Genomic DNA, 16,862 nt, shown 5'->3' with positions numbered 1-16,862 from the left:
GGGCAGGAAACCTGGCGCCATTATCCCAAACCCGCCAGGTGGGCGGGACCCACGGCGGAATAAATCAGTGTTTCCTTAGGCCCATCGGAAGGGCTCCAGAGGCAAGTCTGACAAATCTAATCGGTTGACTCGGACCCGCCTCGTCTTTCCAATATCAATGCTTCAAATATGGAGAGAAGGTGACGGCATGAGCGATTTAAACGATGATTCACAAGTACTGATTGTAACCTCGGCATCCCCCCAGTCGGCGCTGTTTATCGAGTACGTTTCCGAGAAAACCAAATGCTCGGTAACAGGGCTGGAGCCCGGGTCCCCAAAGGTCGCCCAGACGCTCAGGGATTACAGTCTTGCACTGTTTGACGCCAGCGCCCTGGACGAGCGCGATATTGGGCATGTGCAGCAGGCCGTCGCGGACGGGGCAAAAACGGTCTTCGCCGGATTCAATATTCCGAACGAAGACGAGGCACTCCGACTCCTGGATGTGCTTTACCTGCAGGGCATTTTTTACAAGACGGATCAGCTGGACCTTTTGTGCAAGGGGATCCTGTGCCTGCTGAACGGCGACTTCTGGATGTCCCGTCACCTGATGACACGGCTGGTGCGGCTGTATCGTCAGCAACGGACCAACACCTATCGGCCCGCCTGTGGGTTGACCCAGCGCGAACTGGAAATCCTCGCCATGCTGGGTTCAGGCGAAACGAACATGAATATCGCGAAGCAGCTGTTTATCAGTGAGCACACGGTCAAATCCCACCTGTACAACATTTTCCGCAAGATCGAGGTCAAGAACCGCACGCAGGCGATCAATTGGGCCAAGGATCATCTGGGGGCTCCGCCACCCCAGGTTATGTGGCGTCGTCGTCGCACGGAGGCACGCGCCGTCTAACCTGCGCTGGCCCCCGGCACCCCGGGCCGGAGGGATGGGGTGAGGGCGGCTGTATTTGCCAAACCGTCCTCACCAGGCGAGGCGGGCGCAATGCCTGGAGCGGATGTACCTGCGCCATCGATCAAATCTGGAGCGTAGGACGAGCGGCTGACCGAGCCGGCGATCCTCGATCGATTCGCAATCACATGGCTCATACTTCTCGCGTGATAACGACCGACAAAGCTCTCCCGAAAAACCACCCGTTATTCTGATGCCTGCCGTCAATCCGACCGCCATACTGCAGTTGGATTAACGGTCGGAGGCCGCCGTCGTGCCTGCACCCGCCGAGGGGGCCCGCGAGCGCCTGCCAGGCGATGCCGGAATTTACCTCGACCCCGACACCCGCGATCGGCCAGGCATCCTGGTCCGTCATGTTCCTGGCGATCCCTGACGGATTGCCCTTGGCCTGGAGAGGTGTTCACGCGATGTCGACATCGCCCAACGAATCGCGTATCGGCCTGCAAGCCTCCGGGCCCGAGGGTACCGCGTATTCCATTACCTGCACGGTCACCCGAACCCACGACGTCGAGGAAGTGGAATTCGAAGGCGTCGTGCCACTGGAAGTGGAATTTGAGGGGATCGGCGTGGATTGCAGGGTTGTACAACTCAGCGGGCCGGGGTATCTGGATCTGGTCCTGACGAAAAACGGCCATGTCACGCGTTCCCGTTGCCATGGTCTGAACAGCACCATGAACCTGAGGATCCGGTGACAGGGGCACTTGACCAACGCCACCCATAACGACGCATAATACATATTATGTTAAGTCCTGGATCCGTGAGGCACCGCCGCTTGTTCTAGTCGACGTGCCCCCTCGCCGGAAACGGCGCTCGTCAGCCTCGTCCCTGCGGTTCAGGACAACGTCTCGATCACGTGCGTGAGCACATCCTTGACCCGTGCCATCCCTTGATCCAGGTTTCGACCGATCTCGTCCATGGTGATCTCGCCCTCGGCACGACCGGCCGCCCAGTTGGCGATCACGGCGCAGCAGGCGTAATTCAGCTCCAGCTCGCGCGCCAGCGCCGTCTCCGGCATGCCGGTCATTCCCACCAGGTCGCAGCCGTCTCGCGCCATGCGGTCGATCTCGGCGGCCGTCTCCAGCCGCGGGCCCTGGGTAGCCCCATATGTCCCTCGGTCTGCCGCTTCGATGCACAGGTCATCAATCGCGTTCAGCAGGGTCTCCCGCACGCCCTGGTTGTAGGGCCAGGTCATGTCGATATGGGTGACCTCTTCGAGGTCGCCGCCTTCGAAAAAGGTATTAGCGCGTGACCAGGTGTAATCGATGATCTGATCGGGAATCGCGATCATGCCCGGCTTCATGGCTTCGGTAATGCCGCCCACGGCCGCGACCGCAATCACGTTATCGACTCCGGCATGCTTCAAGGCCCAGATGTTGGCCCGGTAGTTCACCTGGTGCGGCGGGATGGTGTGACGGGCCCCGTGCCGCGGGAGGAAGACGATCTCCGTGTCATTCAGCCGACCGAAGACCAATGGTCCCGACGGTTCGCCATACGGGGTATGCATGACCTGTCTGCGGGTAATCTCCAGCGACTTCAGCTGGGTCAGGCCGGTGCCGCCGATCACGGCAAGACGGGGTGTCGACATATCGCGGGTATCCCTAGTGGTTCGCGACGGCAAAAATGCCGGGTGCGTTGCGGAGGTAGTCCTGGTAATCCATCCCGTAGCCAAACACGTACCGATTCGGTACCTCCAGGGCCGCGAAATCGACGGTAATGGCCGGATCGCGTTCGGGATTGGCCTTGTCCACCAGTACAACGGAATAGACCTTCTCGGCGCCCTGCTCTTCGCAGAAAGCCTGGATGCCTTCCAGGGTAATGCCACCATCGAGGATGTCATCCACGATCACGACGGTACGGCCCTTGATCGGTGTCTGGGGGCGCGCGAGCCAGTGCAGCTGCTCCCCGCCCCGCGTGCCGCCGCGATAGCGCGTGGCATGCAGATAATCGACCTGCATTGGAAACGACCAGCGGGTCAGCAGCCCGCCCATCAGGACGACCCCGCCATTCATCACGCCCAGGACCAGGGGGTTGCGGTCCTTGAGCACCTGTGCCGTGCGTTCCGCCAGGCGGTCGATCGCGGTCTCGACTGCATCGCGGCTGTATAGGCAATCGGCATCTCGGAGCGTTGCGCGGGCCTGTTCCGGGCTCATCAAGGGTCCTGCGGTGGTGGTTTGGAGGAAGGATGTTGGCCGAGCGTCTGACAGACGGCAAGGCCTGGGTCCGGTATGCGCGGGCTTTACAGGGTCCATAAACGCAACCGGCCGGCGCAATGGCCGGCCGGATGGCAAAGCGACGGACGGGTAGACCCTTAGTAGGTAAAGGTCACGGTGTCGTCGTCCATGGCTTCGGAAATCACGTAGGCGCCGCCCACGGTTTCTTCGATTTCCGGGATCAGGTCGTTGCCCCACAGATCCAGAGTCGGGGTGCAGACCTTCATCACCACGCCGGCTTCGTGGGCGTCCTTCATGAAGTCGTAGACGCTCTTGCTGGAGCCTTCCTGGACAAACAGGTTTTCGGCAACGCCCTTCTTGGCCAGCTCGCCGGCACGACCGGTCATGACGACTTCAACGTCATATTCCATCGCGGCGGCCACGGTGGCCTGGAAGAACGGGGCACCCAGCTCAGACGGGTTGCTCGGATCGGTGTTAACCATGACGATCAGGAGCTTGTCGGCCATTTTTGATCTCCAACTTCAGTGGTGAGTGTGAATATTAACAGCTGCTCAAGCGCAAACCGGTGGCGCATTATAGGCGTGCCAGCGCCTGTGCGCCAATGTGCCCGCGGGAGTAACTCCTCCGCTCGGGGGGCGGGTCTTCAGGCGGTCGCTGCCTGCCGGGCCGCAAGCCAGTGATGCAGCTGAGCGCGAAGGGCATGAATCCGCCTGGGATCATGCGCGATGGATTGTGCTCGCAACGCCTCGACCCTTCGTAAAGCGTGGGCGTCGAGCGGCTGTGCCTGCTGCGCCTCGAGGATGGCGTCTGCCTGCTCGGGCTGGTTGCAGATCAGCACCATGTCGCAGCCTGCCGCCCGCGCCGCCGCGGCCCGCTCGGCCGGGCTGCCGATGGCCTCGGCACCGGCCATAGCCAGATCATCGCTGAGAATTGCCCCGCGGAACCGCAGTTCGCGGCGCAGGATGTCCTGTAGCCAGATCCGCGAGAATCCGGCGGGCTGGTCATCCACCTGTGGGTACAGCACATGGGCGGGCATCACGGCATCGAGATCGCCCAGCACCGGGCGAAAGGCCGCGATATCGTCGGCCTCGATCTCGGCCAGCGGGCGGTCATCCACCGGGAGTGCGATATGGGAATCCGCCTGGACGGCCCCGTGTCCGGGGAAATGCTTGCCCACACTGGCCATGCCGCCGGCCGCGAGCCCGCGAATCAGGTCGCCGGCCAGGCGTGCGATGACATCGGGATCATGGTGGAACGCACGATCCCCAATCACCTCGCTGACACCGATGTCCCGGTCCAGTACCGGGGTGAAGCTGAAATCGATGCCCGCCTCGCGCAGCTCCAGCGCCAGCAATTCCCCGGTCGCATTGGCGAGTTCGCAGGCCTTGTTGCGATCGTAATCATCGACATGCCCCAGCTCGCGCATGGGCGGTAGCGCGGTGAAGCCGTCCCGCAGCCGTTGCACGCGTCCGCCCTCCTGATCCACGGCGATCAGGATGCCGGGTCGCTCCGCGCGTATCGCATCGGTGAGCGCCCTCACCTGCTCCGGCGTACCAGCGTTGCGGGCAAAGAGGATGACGCCGCCTGTCGCCGGGTGGCGCAGGCGTTCACGGTCTTCCGGGGTGAGTTCCAGACCGTTCACATCGAGCATGACCGGCCCCAGGGGCAGGGATACGGGAGAAGCCATTGAACCTGTACTCAACTGGCGCTCGTGACCCGAGCAATCTTTTTAGGATAGCGAGGCTTCCGGGCGGAACGCGAGTGCTTTGAGCTTCTCGATGCGGTCACGGATCCGCGCGGCCTCCTCGAACTCCAGGTCGCGAGCCTTCTGGAACATCTCCTGTTCCAGCTTTTCGATCTCCTTGGCGGCCTGCTCCGGGGCGTCGATGTAATCCGGCGCCTCTTCGGCCACCTTTTTCTGGCCACGCCGGCGACCGGAGCCCGGCGTGGCATTACGGGCCTCGAGGATGTCGGCGACATTCTTGCGAATGCCCTGCGGGGTGATGCCGTGCGCCTCGTTATGGGCGATCTGCTTCTCCCGCCGGCGCTCGGTCTCGTCGATCGCCCTTTGCATCGATCCGGTGACCTTGTCGGCGTACAGGATGGCCTTGCCGTTCACGTTGCGTGCCGCCCGCCCGATGGTCTGAATCAGCGAGCGATCGGAGCGCAGGAAGCCCTCCTTGTCGGCGTCAAAGATCGCCACCAGCGAGACCTCGGGCATGTCCAGGCCCTCGCGCAGCAAGTTGATCCCCACCAGCACGTCAAACTCCCCGAGGCGCAGGTCGCGGATGATCTCCATACGCTCGACGGTGTCGATATCCGAATGCAGATAGCGCACCCGCACGCCGTGTTCCGAGAGATAGTCGGTCAGGTCCTCGGCCATGCGCTTGGTCAGCGTCGTGATCAATACACGCTCGTCGCGCTCCACCCGGTCGCGCACCTCGGACAGACAGTCGTCGACCTGGCTGCCCGCCGGGCGCACCTCGAGAATCGGGTCCAGAAGCCCGGTGGGCCGGACGACCTGATCGACGATGGCCCCGGCATGCTCGCGCTCGTACGGCCCCGGTGTGGCCGAGACGTAGATGGTCTGCGGCTGCAGGGCCTCGAACTCCTCGAAGCGCAGGGGGCGGTTGTCCAGCGCCGAGGGCAGACGGAAGCCGTATTCCACCAGCGTCTCCTTGCGCGAGCGGTCGCCCTTGTACATCCCGCCCACCTGGGGCACCGACACATGCGACTCATCAACCACCAGCAGCGCGTCCTTCGGCAGGTAGTCGAAGAAGGTGGGCGGCGGCTCGCCCGGGGCCCGGCCGGAGAGATAGCGCGAGTAGTTTTCGATACCGTTGCAGTAGCCGATCTCCAGGATCATCTCCAGATCGAACAGGGTGCGCTGCTCCAGGCGCTGCGCCTCGACCAGGCGATCCTCCTTGCGCAGGAAATCCAGACGCTCCTTGAGCTCGTCGCGAATCTGATCCACCGCGCCCAGCAACGTCTCGCGCGGGGTCACGTAGTGCGTCTTCGGGTAGATGGTCAGGCGCGGGACGGTACGCAGCTGCTCACCGGTCAGCGGGTCGAAGTACGATAGTCGCTCGATCTCGTCGTCGAACAACTCGATGCGCACGGCCTCGATCTCGGATTCCGCGGGGTGAATGTCGATCACCTCCCCGCGTACGCGGTAGGTGGCGCGCCGCAGCTCGGTGTCGTTACGGGTGTACTGCAGTTCCGCCAGACGGCGCAGCAGGTCCCGCTGGTCGATGCGGTCGCCGCGCTGGAGGTGCAGGACCATGGACAGGTATTTGCGCGGGTCACCGAGGCCGTAGATGGCCGACACCGAAGCCACGATGATGGCATCCCGGCGTTCCAGCAGGGCACGCGTCGCGGACAGGCGCATCTGTTCGATGTGGTCGTTGATCGAGGCATCCTTCTCGATGTAGGTGTCCGAGGACGGGACGTAGGCCTCCGGCTGGTAGTAGTCGTAGTACGAGACGAAGTACTCCACCGCGTTGTTCGGGAAGAACTCCTTGAACTCGCCATACAGCTGCGCGGCCAGGGTCTTGTTCGGTGCCAGGATGATGGTCGGACGCTGCAGATTCTCGACGACGTTGGCGATCGTGAAGGTCTTGCCCGACCCCGTCACACCGAGCAGGACCTGGTGGGCCAGCCCGGCCTCGATGCCATCGGTCAGCGCGCGGATCGCCGCCGGCTGATCGCCGGCGGGCTGATACTGCGATACCACCTTGAATTGTTCGCCTTCATCTGGCTGCACGCCTTATCCTCCGCGCCTGATTTCAGTATTATTTCGCGAGCCCGCGTCCGGTTGCGCATTCGCGCCTGGCCGTTCATCCAAATCAACCCGCATGAGGCCCGCCTTGGATATCGAGCTTTCCGATCGCGTTCAGCGCATCCAGCCCTCCCCTACCCTGGCCGTCAGCGCGCTCGCCGCGCAGTTGCGGGCCGAGGGTCGCGATATTGTCGGGCTGGGGGCCGGCGAGCCGGACTTCGATACCCCGGAGCATATCAAGCAGGCGGCGATCGACGCCCTTGCCCGCGGGGAAACCAAGTACACTCCGGTGGATGGTACCCAGGGCCTGAAAGACGCCATCATCCGCAAGTTTGATCGCGACAACGGGCTTTCGTTCGAGCGTGACCAGATTCTGGTCTCCTCTGGCGGCAAGCAGAGCATCTTCAACCTCTGCCAGGCCCTGCTGAACCCCGGTGACGAGGTGGTGATCCCCGCGCCCTACTGGGTCTCCTACCCCGACATCGCACTTCTGGCCGGTGCGCGGCCCGTAGTAGTCAGCGCCACCCAGGAGGCGGGATTCCGGATCACAGCCGAGCAACTCGCGGCAGCAATCACGCCGAATACCCGCCTGATGTTTATCAACAGCCCGTCCAACCCCACTGGAGCCGCCTACTCGGCCGACGAGCTGAACGCCCTGGCCGAAGTGCTGCGCGAACACCCCCGGGTGGTGATCGCCACCGACGACATGTACGAACACATCCGGTTCGGCTCCGCACCGTTTGTGAACATCGTGAATGTCGCACCGGATCTGCTCGAGCGCACGGTCGTGCTCAATGGCGTGTCCAAGGCCTACGCGATGACCGGCTGGCGTATCGGCTATGCCGGCGGACCAAAGAATCTGATTGCGGCGATGAAAAAGATCCAGTCGCAGAGCACTTCCAACCCCACCTCGATCGCTCAGGCCGGTGCTCAGGCCGCGCTGGATGGCGATCAGGGTTGCGTAATTGCCATGTGTTCCGCGTTCGCCGAACGGGCGCGGCACGTGGTCGACGGCCTGAACGCGATCGACGGCATCGACTGTCTGATGCCCGACGGCACGTTCTACTGCTTTCCACGGGTCACCGGCCTGATGCAGGCGGCCGATATCGACACCGATGTCGCCCTCACCAAGCAATTGCTGGACGAAGTCGGAGTCGCCCTGGTGCCCGGCAGCGCATTCGGCGCCCCGGGTCATGTGCGCGTGTCGTTTGCCACCAGCGTCGACATGCTCGACAAGGCACTGGATCGGCTCAGGGAATTCGCCGCGACTCACTGCTGAAGCAACAATTGAAGCTTGACGGGGTGGCCGCCCCCCATTACGATCTGCGGCCAATTCCCCGGTAGCTCAGTCGGTAGAGCGGGTGACTGTTAATCACTAGGTCGGCGGTTCGAGCCCGTCCCGGGGAGCCAGACAACACAACGACTTAGGCCAGCCTTCGGGTTGGCCTTTTTCGTTTTTTGTACCCGGATTTGTACCACCTGGCGCCGCATGTCCTCGCTACATGCTCGGTATCGCCTCGGAGTACAGCCATTGGCGACTTCCCCGGATGGGATTTGAGCGTCACCAGAGATGCCCGGATGCCTCAGACGCCCTCCACCTCGATGCCGTGTTCGGCGAGCCAGCGCTTGCGCTGGTCGTAGTCGGGCATGGCGCGTTCGAGGCGGCGCCAGAACTCGGGCGTGTGGTGGGGCTCGTGCAGGTGGATCAGCTCATGCACCGCAACGTACTCGGCGATGGTGCGGGGCAGCAGGATCGTCTTCCAGTGGAAGTAGAGCCAGTCGCCCCGGCCACAGGAGCCCCAGCGGAAACCGAGATCCTGCACCTTGACGCCTGCGGGCGACAGACCGAGGCGCCGAGCGTGGGCATCCACCTGACGGCCCAGCCAGTCGTTCGCGCGCGCGGTGTACCACTGGATGAATTGCCCCCGGGCGTCGCTCAGGGCATCCTCGCGGATCCGGAAACGGCCGGCCTCGAGCTTCAGGGGAACGGCCTGCGTGGCCGCCGGGACCGTCTTCAGGCGGTGGCTGCGCCCGAGGTACAGGAAGCCCTCGCCATCCACGTATTCTTTCCTTGGCAGTGACCGGTGGCGCTGGGCCTTTTCCGCCAGTTTCCGGTAGATCCACCCGCGTTTCTCGACCACGAAGGTTCGCATCTGCTCCGGGTCGGTCCCCGCAGGGGCCGCGATGAGCAGCCCGCCATCCCGGTCCACGGTGATCTCCAGTGTCTTGCGGTGCCGGCTCTCCCGCACCCGGAAGGTCAGGTCTTCTACCCGCAGCTCTGTCATGCGTTGACCAGGCGGTCGTGGTTGGCCCGCGCCAGATCGAACAGGCGTTCGACCAGCGGCTCGACTTCGTCCACCGGCACCACGTCCCGCTGCACCAGCTGCTGGAACAGCTGGCCCTTCAGCCGCTCCTGGTCCGGGATGTGGGACGGTTTCCAGAAATCGGGCACGTCGATCTCGTCCTGGATCACCCCGAGCAGCTCCTCGGTGACGTCGATCAGCCGGCCCGCTTCGGCCTCCCCGGCCGGAGCGCCGTCCGCACCGGTGCTCTGCACCAGTTCACGCCAGAACGGGACGGCGTGGGCCGGCAGGTCGGGCAGCGCCTCGCCGTCCACGGGCTCATCCTCCCGCAGCTGCCGGATCAGCCCCTCCAGTGCATCGACCTGCTCCGCCCACTGGCCATCCAGCTGCTGCAGCAGTTCCTCCAGCCGCTCGCTCAGCCGCCCGTACTTCACCGGGTCTTCGTCCAGGTGCTTTCGGATATGGGAGCGGACCGCGTGCTCCATCTCGGAGGCCTTGGCGCGATCGCCCACCTGACGGTTCACGTGCTTGTCGAACTCGGCATCCGTGAGCTGAACCGGCGGAATGCGCGGGTCCATGCCGAGCGAGATCACGTAATCGTCGATCAGCTTGCGCACCTTGTTGCCCACGTCCTGCCCCAGCGACGGCACATCCTTGTAGCGGTTGCGGGCCAGCGCGTGGATATAGGCCAGCTGCTTCGCATCGTTGACGAACTCCAGTCCTTCCGGGCGTGGCAGCACGTCATCCAGGCTCTGGCTGAACTCCTTGAGTTTCACCGTGAACTCGGCCCGCACCCGTTCATCCGTCAGGGCCTGCACGGCCTCTTCCACGTCCTCAAGCCGCTCCACGCCCTGCTGGCGCAGCACGTCCACCGCGCGCAGATGACGATCACGCAGCAGGGGGATCTCGTCCTTCAGGCTTTGCAGGGCGCCCTCGATGTCCTCCTCGCTGTAGGCCGCCAGGGCCTCCTTGAGGTGATTGGCCACGCCGAAGTAATCCACCACGATGCCGTGGGTCTTGCGGTGGCCGGTGCGGTTCACGCGGGCAATCGCCTGCAGCAGCTCCGCCTCGCGGATCGAACGATCCAGGTACATCACCCCCTCGATGGGCGCATCGAAGCCGGTGAGCAGCATGGATTTGACGATCAGGAAGGCCAGCGGATCGGCCTTCTCGGGGTCGTCGTGCGTCAGCGGCTTCTTGAAGCGCTGGATGTGGTTCTCCACCGCGCCGCGGTCGGTCCAGCGCGCCCACGCCGCATCGTCGTTGTTGCCGCCGCTGATCACCACGGCAAACTCCAGCCGCCGGAGCAGGTCGCGATAGCGCCAGGCCTGGATCGCCGCCTTCACGCGTTCCGGCCGGGCCACCAGCTGCGCATCGTCGAGCTGCTTGTCCTCCACCGACAGCGCCATCGCCTCCTGCAGCAGCTCGTCCCGGGCCTCGTTCAGGGCGTCGAAATAGCGCACGGCCGCCCGCCGGCTGTAGGCGACCAGCTGGGCCTTGTAGCCATTCGGCAGGATATGGGTCACGTAGTGGCGCAGCATGTCCGCGGCCTTCTCGCGGATGAGCTGTGGCGCCTCGAAGATCTGCCCCTTGGTGGCGTATTTCTTCTTGATCGCCTCCAGCTCCTCCTTGCTGTAGCTGCGGAACAGGTCCTCGAACAGGCCGTCCAGGCTGGCCCCGTCCTTGATCGCGCCCTTCACCGTGCGCCCCTCGTACAGGATCGGCACGGTGGCGCCGTCCTGCTCCGCTTCCTTGATGGTGTAGCGGTCGATGTAGTCGCCGAAGATGTCGTGCGTGCGCTTCTTCTCGCCCATGATGATGGGCGTGCCGGTGAAGCCGATGCGGGCCGCGTTGGGCAGCGCGCGCATCATGTTGGCGTGCAGGTCGCCGGCCTGGGTCCGGTGCGCCTCGTCCACCAGCACCAGGATGTCCTCGCTGGTGTTCAGCACCTCGAAGGGTTCGGTACGCTTCGGGGCCGCCCGGGTCGCGTACTCGCCGGGCGATTCCGCCACCTCGCGCAGATCGTCCTGCGCCGCGTCCCCCGGCGCCTCGCCGGCGGCGCCCTCCCCCTCGGTGTCGGGGTCGCGATACTTCTGGATGGTGCCGAACACCAGCCCCGGCCCCTTCCGGGCCAGCAGCTGTTTCAGGCGCCCGGTATTCACTGCGGTCGCCACCGTCTCCCCGGTCAGCGCGGCCGTCTCCGAGAGCTGGGCCTGGAGGTCCTTGCGGTCGGTGATCACCACCACCTTGAAGCGGCGCAGCTCCGGGTCCGTGCGCAGCTTGCGCACCAGAAACACCATCGACAGGCTCTTCCCGCTGCCCTGCGTGTGCCAGATGATCCCGCCGCGCCGGTCCACCTCGCCGTCTTCGCGGCGGGTCGCCCCGGTCTTCAACCGTTCGATCGCGCGGGTCACCCCGCGGTACTGCTGATAGCGACAGGCCAGCTTGATGGTCTGCCCGCCCGCGTTCATGAACAGCGTGTAGTGGCGCACGATATCCAACAGCGTATCCGGCGCCAGCATCCCCGCCGCCAGGCGCTGCTGGGCGGAGAGCTCCGCCACGCCCAGCGCCTCGGCCACCTCCGACTCGCGCCGCGGCACCACCGTCTTCCAGCTCAGGTAGTGGGCAAACGCCGCCCCCACGGTGCCCGCGCGCGCCTCGTCGAAGTTGCTGGCGACCAGCAATTGACTGGTCGCGAACAGCGCCGGCGCGCCCTCGTGCTCCTCGACCTCGAAATCCTGGAAGCGCTGGTCGTGATACCGCCGCAGCTGGTCCACCGCCTGGCTGATCCCCTCCGGCACCGTGCGGCTCTTGCACTCCACCACCACCAGCGGAATGCCGTTCACGAACAGCACCAGGTCCGGGATGATGTGGCCCTTGCCGACATCGAACCCGGGCGGGCACTTCACCTTGAACTGGTTCACCACCAGAAAGTGGTTGTTCGCCGGTTCGTCCCAGTCGATCAGCCGAATGGTCTGCCCCCGGCCACCGTCCCAGTCCGGCAGGCCCTCCACGGTCAGGCCGCCCAGCAGCAACTCGGTCGCCTGCCGGTTCGCCTCCATCACCTTGCTGGCCGGGATGCGCGTAACCGCCGACACCGCCTGATCCAGGCGCTTCTCATCCAGCCAGGGCTCACCCGCACGCAGGTTGATCGCCCGCACCCGCTCGCGCAGCACCGGCTCCATCACCACCTGCGCGAAGCTCTCGCGGTGGGACACGCCCGGATCCTCGACCGATCCAGCCAGGTGCGTCCACCCCAACCCGACCAGCTGATCGATCAGCGGCTTCTCAACGTCCGTGTATTCCGGCCCGGCCATACCGCGCTCCAGTGGTCTGTGGGATCAGCATAGCAACTGTGCCAACTTCGTCCTCCGTACCATGGGCAACGAGTTGGCCCAAAGCGTATAATCAGAACTGCACTGCGAGGAGTTCGCCATGAAAGCACCCACCAAGAAAACGTCCCGCAAACCGGTGAGCCGCGAGGCCATCATCCGGGCGGTGGCGACCTCCACGGCGGTCGAAACCGGCGAATCCAGCAAGGTCATCGAGGCCCGGCTGCGCAAACCCAACCCCCGCCTCAAATCCCTGCGGCTCGGCTGACCCGCTCGACCATCGGCTGGTAATCGCCGTCCAACCCGGCGTGAATCGCCGCGATGTACTCAGCCTTGTTCGTATCCCAGTCGCTGTAGTCCATCGGCCCGATACCCGCCTGATACGCCATCGCATCAGCGAGAAGGCGTGCGATCCGCCCGTTCCCCTCCCGGAACGGGTGAATCAGGATCAACTCCACATGGATCTCCGCGATCGCGAGGATCGCTTCGTCACGCGCCATGTCACAGCATGGGGTCCGCGTCTTCAGCCACTTCTCGTCCAGCTCCTTCAGCAGGTACGGGACTTGTGAAGCCGCGGCGAACATGAAGCCGTCCTTCTGCAGGTTGACCTGCCGCTCTTGACCGGCCCAGTCATAGAGGTTGCCCAACCAGCGGCGGTGCCAATGCTTGATCAGGGGCACATCCAGCGGCTGGTCTGGCTCCAGGTTCGCAAATACCTCCTCGTACAGCATTCGCAACAGCTGGGTCTCCGCCTCGTCCAGCTCGCGCTGATCGGTAATACCCATCTTGTTCGCCAACACCCGACCGTCAGAGCCTGGCTCGGCACTCCCCTCCGGCCCGGTCGCTCGATACCGGCTCATGTCCGCTCGGCTTCCATAAGGTTCACGCGTACCGTGCGTCTCACCGGGCCATCGCCTTCAGTCGGGGCCGAAAGGCGTTCACGTAGCGATTGAGCTGCTGGGACAACCACTCCCGGCAGGCCTCGTCGGTCTCGAAATCGTTCAGGTCGGCGTAGATGGAAAATCCGGGCCGCTCAGGGTCGTACGAGTATCGAGAATGCGACACCCCAGGCAGCTCGGCCAGGATCGCCTCGCGCTCCTCGTTCAGCCGGTCGAGCGCCTGGTGGAGATCGGTCTTTCTGCCCGCAAGGAAGACCCCACACACCCCGTCGGACATCAACTTGAAGGCCGTGATCCAGACCCCCGAGTACGGCATCTGCACGCGAACATGATTTCGCGGACGGTAGACGGGCGGCTCCTGCTCGGGATCATCAAAACTGATCCGGGTCAGCGGCTCCCACCAGGCGCGTTCTTCGGCGCGTGATACCGGCTCCCCCTCCTCTTCCGTATCATCCGTCACTTCCTGAAGGCGCTCTCCCTCATCTCCCACGCGCAGGAAGGTGCGTTCGATGGTCTCCGTCCGCGCCACGACTCGAGGCTGCACCACCAGGCCCTGCTCGCCGAATTCGTAGAGGGCCACTTCCACCAGACCGAAGCTGAAGCCAAGCGCCGCGTTGCGGGTGATCAGCTCCGCCATGCCGCTGAGGCCTTCGCGGATGCCGTCACCGGCAATCAGAAGCAGAAAGCGCCCCTCCCGCAACGCTTTGGCTGTAGCGTCGACGAAGGCCGCCTCGTCCAGATCGGGCTGCACCTCACGGGCGGTCTCGAACGGTGCATTCCCCTTACGACCGGTGGCGGCCGCCACCCGGCGCTGCAGATCGGCGTAACTCCAACCGGAGACGGCCCGCGCATAGTCCAGGATCTGGGCGATCACCTTGCGCCGGGCCTCGGGGTTGCGCCACAGCTTGCACTCCACCAGCGTCAGCCGGCCGGAGGGGCTGATGAACACCGCATCCACCGGGCCCGCCTCGGTTTGCAGCTCGGTACAAAGCGGGATCAGAGGTGCGAATGAGGGGTCGATCTCCTCGATAGGCAGCAGTTCCGGATTGCCGACCAGAACATCGCGCAGCCAGGCTTCGTCCCGGCCATCAGTGAACCCCAACGCGGAACGGCGAGCGGTCATGAAAGCAACGCTCCCGTCCTGACGCAGCAGGATGTTTCCGTAGGTCGGCATTGGCAGCGCTCCGGTTTCTGCCCGTTAAGAGAACTCTTCCGGTGCAATGGCATCTTCGTACGTGTCGATGCCTTCATCAGTGCCCATGAATACCTTCTTGCCTATCGCCTTTTCGATGATTTCCAGCAGGCGGCGCTTGCGCTGCTGGTAGAAGGCATCGAAGTCGTTCGCGCGCAGGGCTTCGACCGGGATGCGGTGGCCCTCAAGGATGGCATCCATATCCGCGTCGCCGAGCTGGACCTGCTCGTGGTTCTGCAGGCGTTGCAGATACTCCGAGGGCGCATCGCCGCCGATCATCCGGTTCGCCTTGAACGAGATCGGCGTCTTGTTGACGATCGAGTCGTACACCCGGGGCGGGATTTCCCGGCCATCGCACCAGGCCCGGGGGAAGATGTGGTGGATGTCCAGTTCGACGCCCTGCTGGTCCAGCGCCTGGATATCCCCCTTCCAGAAGAAGTCCCGGGCACCTTCACGCAGGATCAGCACGTTGATGCCCTTGTACGCCGCACTCAGGCGGGTGCGCAGGGTATCGAGGCGTGCCGGGTCGAACGAGGCGTCCACCACGGTGCGTGGCAGCGCGTCGTCGTCCTCGAACCAGTACATCAGCTCCTCCAGGTCCAGGGCGATGCGGGTCTCCACGGCGCCGCCGTAGAGTTCGCCCAGCACGCCGCTCCAGAACCAGCGGGAGAGCTTGTTGTGGATGCGCGGCTCGCGCCAGCGGTTGCCCAGCAGGGTCATCACGGCGGCAAGCGGCACCAGCTGGGTGGCGTAGGGCAGTTCCCGGCGGCTGTAGAAGCACTCGCCCTTGAGGAAGTAGGCCGCCTCGACGAAGCCCTGCTCCACCGCGTCGGCCCAGCGCTTGTAGGCCTCCAGCGGCAGGTCCAGCACCGAGGCGCGCTTCGCGCTCACCGGCCGCACCTGCTTGCCCTGCTTTCCGGCGGCGATGTCCTCCTGCTTGCGCTCGCGCGTGTGCAGTAACGTGATCGCCTGCAGCAGGTCCGTGTTCTCCACATCGGCCAGCAGTTCATGCTGCGCGAGCCGAGCCTGCCGGGAGGGGACATTGCGGATATCGGAGCCGTACCAGTCGTCGCGCAGGTTGTAGCCCTCGGCGGCGTAGCTGGCGGTGATCAGCTCGAACACTGAAAGCTGAACCCCGCCGGTGTTGACCTTCTCGAACACCAGGCAGACCGCCTCCTTGGAGGTCTCCTTCTTCAGCTCGATCACCGGCAACTGATAGGAGGAAAAGGCACTGATGATCTGCTTCTGGAACTCCAGGAACTCGCCCATGGCCTCCTGGTTGTAGCGGAACAGGTCCTGCAGCCATTCGGAGGCGTCGAGGATCCGGTCGCAGGGGAAGCACAGCCGCTCGCACTCCAGCTGACGGGTAGACAAATCGATTTCCACGTCGCGGCCGAAGTTCGTGCGCGTCTGGCGGTTCTCGTCCACCGCGAACACCGCCTCTTCCAGGCGGTCTTCCCCTTCCAGCGCCATGCGCACGTCGAAGTAGTAGTGGCGCTTGATCGGCTTGCCCTTGGAGGTCCGGGTATCCACCGGCGTCTCCAGCCCCACCGCCTGGGTCAGGCTGGTCAACCGTTGCTGACCGTCCAGGATCAACTGGTCGGGCTCACCGGCCGCACCGTTCGGATCAATCCCTTCCACCGGGCGCGTCTGGAACTGCACCTCGCCCCCGGTTTCCATCAGCATCACCGCCCCCACCGGGAACGAGCGCGCAATGCTGACCAGCAGACTCTGCACGTGGTCGTCGTCCCATACCCAGCCGCGCTGGAAGTCCGGGAGCTGGATCTTGCCGGTAGTGATGTCCTTGAGGAGTTCGGGCAGCGAGCGCTTGGTGCTGTCGAAGGTGGTCATGGCGGTTCCCTGTGCGATGTGGTCCTGGTGTTGTGATGTTCTTGTAAGAGCCCCGGTCTATGCCGGGGTGGTGGCCTGGGCTTTGTCGAGCAGCGAGGTGACGCGAACGCGGCCGGTAAGGAGGTCGTCCATTAGGCCTATCTTTTGCTTCTTGAGTTTGACAAGGGCTCTTTCCAAGGTGTCTATCTTGAGATCAACTTTAGATAGCTCGTTGGATATTTTTTCTTGCTCATCAATGCTAGGGAGGGTGACCGGGTAACCTGACAACTCACCAAGAGTGACAGTTTTCTGGGCATTACCTAAGGAAACGCTGATCAATGGGCCTGCATCCGGCTCCGTGCCCCGCCGAAGCGTTTTTGGAAGGGCACTGGGGCCATTACGGCCGGCCTGGGC

The 16,862-nt window shown here is 64.1% G+C and carries 15 protein-coding genes and 1 tRNA gene; 5 read left to right on the top strand and 11 right to left on the bottom strand.

What is annotated here, in order from left to right:
* Positions 1-187: 187 nt before the first annotated feature.
* Positions 188-886 (top strand): LuxR C-terminal-related transcriptional regulator, encoded by a 699-nt coding sequence (locus F813_RS14560; RefSeq protein WP_012982647.1) that lies wholly within the window; start codon positions 188-190, stop codon positions 884-886.
* Between the two features lie 464 nt (positions 887-1,350).
* Positions 1,351-1,635, top strand: a complete 285-nt coding sequence (locus F813_RS0113095; RefSeq protein ID WP_012982646.1) for a hypothetical protein — start codon at positions 1,351-1,353, stop codon at positions 1,633-1,635.
* A 140-nt stretch (positions 1,636-1,775) separates the two neighbouring features.
* Here F813_RS0113095 and F813_RS0113090 read toward each other — a convergent pair whose 3' ends face one another.
* From F813_RS0113090 to uvrB, 5 genes are all read right to left on the bottom strand, one after another.
* On the bottom strand, positions 1,776-2,528 hold the full coding sequence (locus F813_RS0113090; protein WP_012982645.1) for an S-methyl-5'-thioinosine phosphorylase: 753 nt from the start codon (positions 2,526-2,528) through the stop codon (positions 1,776-1,778).
* Positions 2,529-2,541: 13 nt separating this feature from the next.
* Positions 2,542-3,093, bottom strand: a complete 552-nt coding sequence (locus tag F813_RS0113085; protein ID WP_012982644.1) for a hypoxanthine-guanine phosphoribosyltransferase — start codon at positions 3,091-3,093, stop codon at positions 2,542-2,544.
* Between the two features lie 158 nt (positions 3,094-3,251).
* Positions 3,252-3,620 (bottom strand): DsrE family protein, encoded by a 369-nt coding sequence (locus F813_RS0113080; protein ID WP_012982643.1) that lies wholly within the window; start codon positions 3,618-3,620, stop codon positions 3,252-3,254.
* A gap of 137 nt (positions 3,621-3,757) precedes the next feature.
* The gene (nagZ, locus tag F813_RS0113075) at positions 3,758-4,765 is read right to left on the bottom strand and encodes a beta-N-acetylhexosaminidase (protein ID WP_017926906.1); all 1,008 of its coding nucleotides are present in this window, start codon (positions 4,763-4,765) and stop codon (positions 3,758-3,760) included.
* A gap of 78 nt (positions 4,766-4,843) precedes the next feature.
* The gene (gene uvrB, locus F813_RS0113070; protein WP_012982641.1) at positions 4,844-6,877 is read right to left on the bottom strand and encodes an excinuclease ABC subunit UvrB; all 2,034 of its coding nucleotides are present in this window, start codon (positions 6,875-6,877) and stop codon (positions 4,844-4,846) included.
* A 103-nt stretch (positions 6,878-6,980) separates the two neighbouring features.
* Here uvrB and F813_RS0113065 point away from each other — a divergent pair, with 103 nt between their 5' ends.
* Complete coding sequence (locus F813_RS0113065) at positions 6,981-8,171, top strand: pyridoxal phosphate-dependent aminotransferase (protein WP_017926905.1); 1,191 nt, start codon at positions 6,981-6,983, stop codon at positions 8,169-8,171.
* A 55-nt stretch (positions 8,172-8,226) separates the two neighbouring features.
* Positions 8,227-8,302 (top strand) — tRNA-Asn (locus F813_RS0113060).
* A gap of 173 nt (positions 8,303-8,475) precedes the next feature.
* Here F813_RS0113060 and F813_RS0113055 read toward each other — a convergent pair.
* Positions 8,476-9,177 carry a M48 family metallopeptidase gene (locus tag F813_RS0113055; protein ID WP_017926904.1) on the bottom strand — a complete coding sequence of 234 codons (702 nt, stop codon included), beginning with the start codon at positions 9,175-9,177 and terminating at the stop codon, positions 8,476-8,478.
* Complete coding sequence (locus F813_RS0113050) at positions 9,174-12,512, bottom strand: type I restriction endonuclease subunit R (protein WP_017926903.1); 3,339 nt, start codon at positions 12,510-12,512, stop codon at positions 9,174-9,176. Before F813_RS0113050 ends, F813_RS0113055 begins: the two co-directional genes overlap by 4 nt.
* 118 nt (positions 12,513-12,630) lie before the next feature.
* Between F813_RS0113050 and F813_RS14465 the strand changes: the two genes are divergently transcribed.
* Entirely contained in the window at positions 12,631-12,795 is a 165-nt protein-coding gene (locus F813_RS14465; protein ID WP_017926902.1) for a hypothetical protein, read from the top strand.
* On the opposite strand, the gene F813_RS0113040 is transcribed toward F813_RS14465, so the two are convergent.
* From F813_RS0113040 to F813_RS0113025, 4 genes are all read right to left on the bottom strand, one after another.
* The gene (locus F813_RS0113040) at positions 12,773-13,387 is read right to left on the bottom strand and encodes a Fic family protein (RefSeq protein ID WP_026148292.1); all 615 of its coding nucleotides are present in this window, start codon (positions 13,385-13,387) and stop codon (positions 12,773-12,775) included. The two genes, F813_RS14465 and F813_RS0113040, sit on opposite strands and share 23 nt — an antisense overlap.
* A 40-nt stretch (positions 13,388-13,427) precedes the next feature.
* Positions 13,428-14,600 carry a hypothetical protein gene (locus tag F813_RS0113035; RefSeq protein ID WP_017926900.1) on the bottom strand — a complete coding sequence of 391 codons (1,173 nt, stop codon included), beginning with the start codon at positions 14,598-14,600 and terminating at the stop codon, positions 13,428-13,430.
* Positions 14,601-14,624: 24 nt separating this feature from the next.
* Complete coding sequence (locus F813_RS0113030; protein ID WP_017926899.1) at positions 14,625-16,469, bottom strand: DUF262 domain-containing protein; 1,845 nt, start codon at positions 16,467-16,469, stop codon at positions 14,625-14,627.
* 57 nt (positions 16,470-16,526) lie between these two features.
* Positions 16,527-16,862 (bottom strand): restriction endonuclease subunit S (locus F813_RS0113025; RefSeq protein ID WP_231289560.1); only part of this gene is annotated, 336 nt, incomplete at its 5' end.

It is taken from the genome of Thioalkalivibrio sp. HL-Eb18, assembly GCF_000364985.1.
Taxonomy (GTDB): Bacteria; Pseudomonadota; Gammaproteobacteria; order Ectothiorhodospirales; family Ectothiorhodospiraceae; genus Thioalkalivibrio.
Note: the sequence above shows the minus strand (reverse complement) of the source record. Positions and strands in the feature narration are given on the sequence as shown.

Excerpts from the sequence above, each read along its gene's own strand:
- F813_RS0113030 (WP_017926899.1), bottom strand. The coding sequence starts at position 16,469 with ATGACCACCTTCGACAGCACCAAGCGCTCGCTGCCCGAACTCCTCAAG.
- F813_RS14465 (WP_017926902.1), top strand. The coding sequence starts at position 12,631 with ATGAAAGCACCCACCAAGAAAACGTCCCGCAAACCGGTGAGCCGCGAG.
- nagZ (WP_017926906.1), bottom strand. The coding sequence starts at position 4,765 with ATGCTCGATGTGAACGGTCTGGAACTCACCCCGGAAGACCGTGAACGC.
- F813_RS0113040 (WP_026148292.1), bottom strand. The coding sequence starts at position 13,387 with ATGAGCCGGTATCGAGCGACCGGGCCGGAGGGGAGTGCCGAGCCAGGC.
- F813_RS0113080 (WP_012982643.1), bottom strand. The coding sequence starts at position 3,620 with ATGGCCGACAAGCTCCTGATCGTCATGGTTAACACCGATCCGAGCAAC.
- F813_RS0113050 (WP_017926903.1), bottom strand. The coding sequence starts at position 12,512 with ATGGCCGGGCCGGAATACACGGACGTTGAGAAGCCGCTGATCGATCAG.
- F813_RS0113095 (WP_012982646.1), top strand. The coding sequence starts at position 1,351 with ATGTCGACATCGCCCAACGAATCGCGTATCGGCCTGCAAGCCTCCGGG.
- F813_RS0113090 (WP_012982645.1), bottom strand. The coding sequence starts at position 2,528 with ATGTCGACACCCCGTCTTGCCGTGATCGGCGGCACCGGCCTGACCCAG.
- F813_RS0113035 (WP_017926900.1), bottom strand. The coding sequence starts at position 14,600 with ATGCCGACCTACGGAAACATCCTGCTGCGTCAGGACGGGAGCGTTGCT.
- F813_RS14560 (WP_012982647.1), top strand. The coding sequence starts at position 188 with ATGAGCGATTTAAACGATGATTCACAAGTACTGATTGTAACCTCGGCA.
- F813_RS0113055 (WP_017926904.1), bottom strand. The coding sequence starts at position 9,177 with ATGACAGAGCTGCGGGTAGAAGACCTGACCTTCCGGGTGCGGGAGAGC.
- F813_RS0113085 (WP_012982644.1), bottom strand. The coding sequence starts at position 3,093 with ATGAGCCCGGAACAGGCCCGCGCAACGCTCCGAGATGCCGATTGCCTA.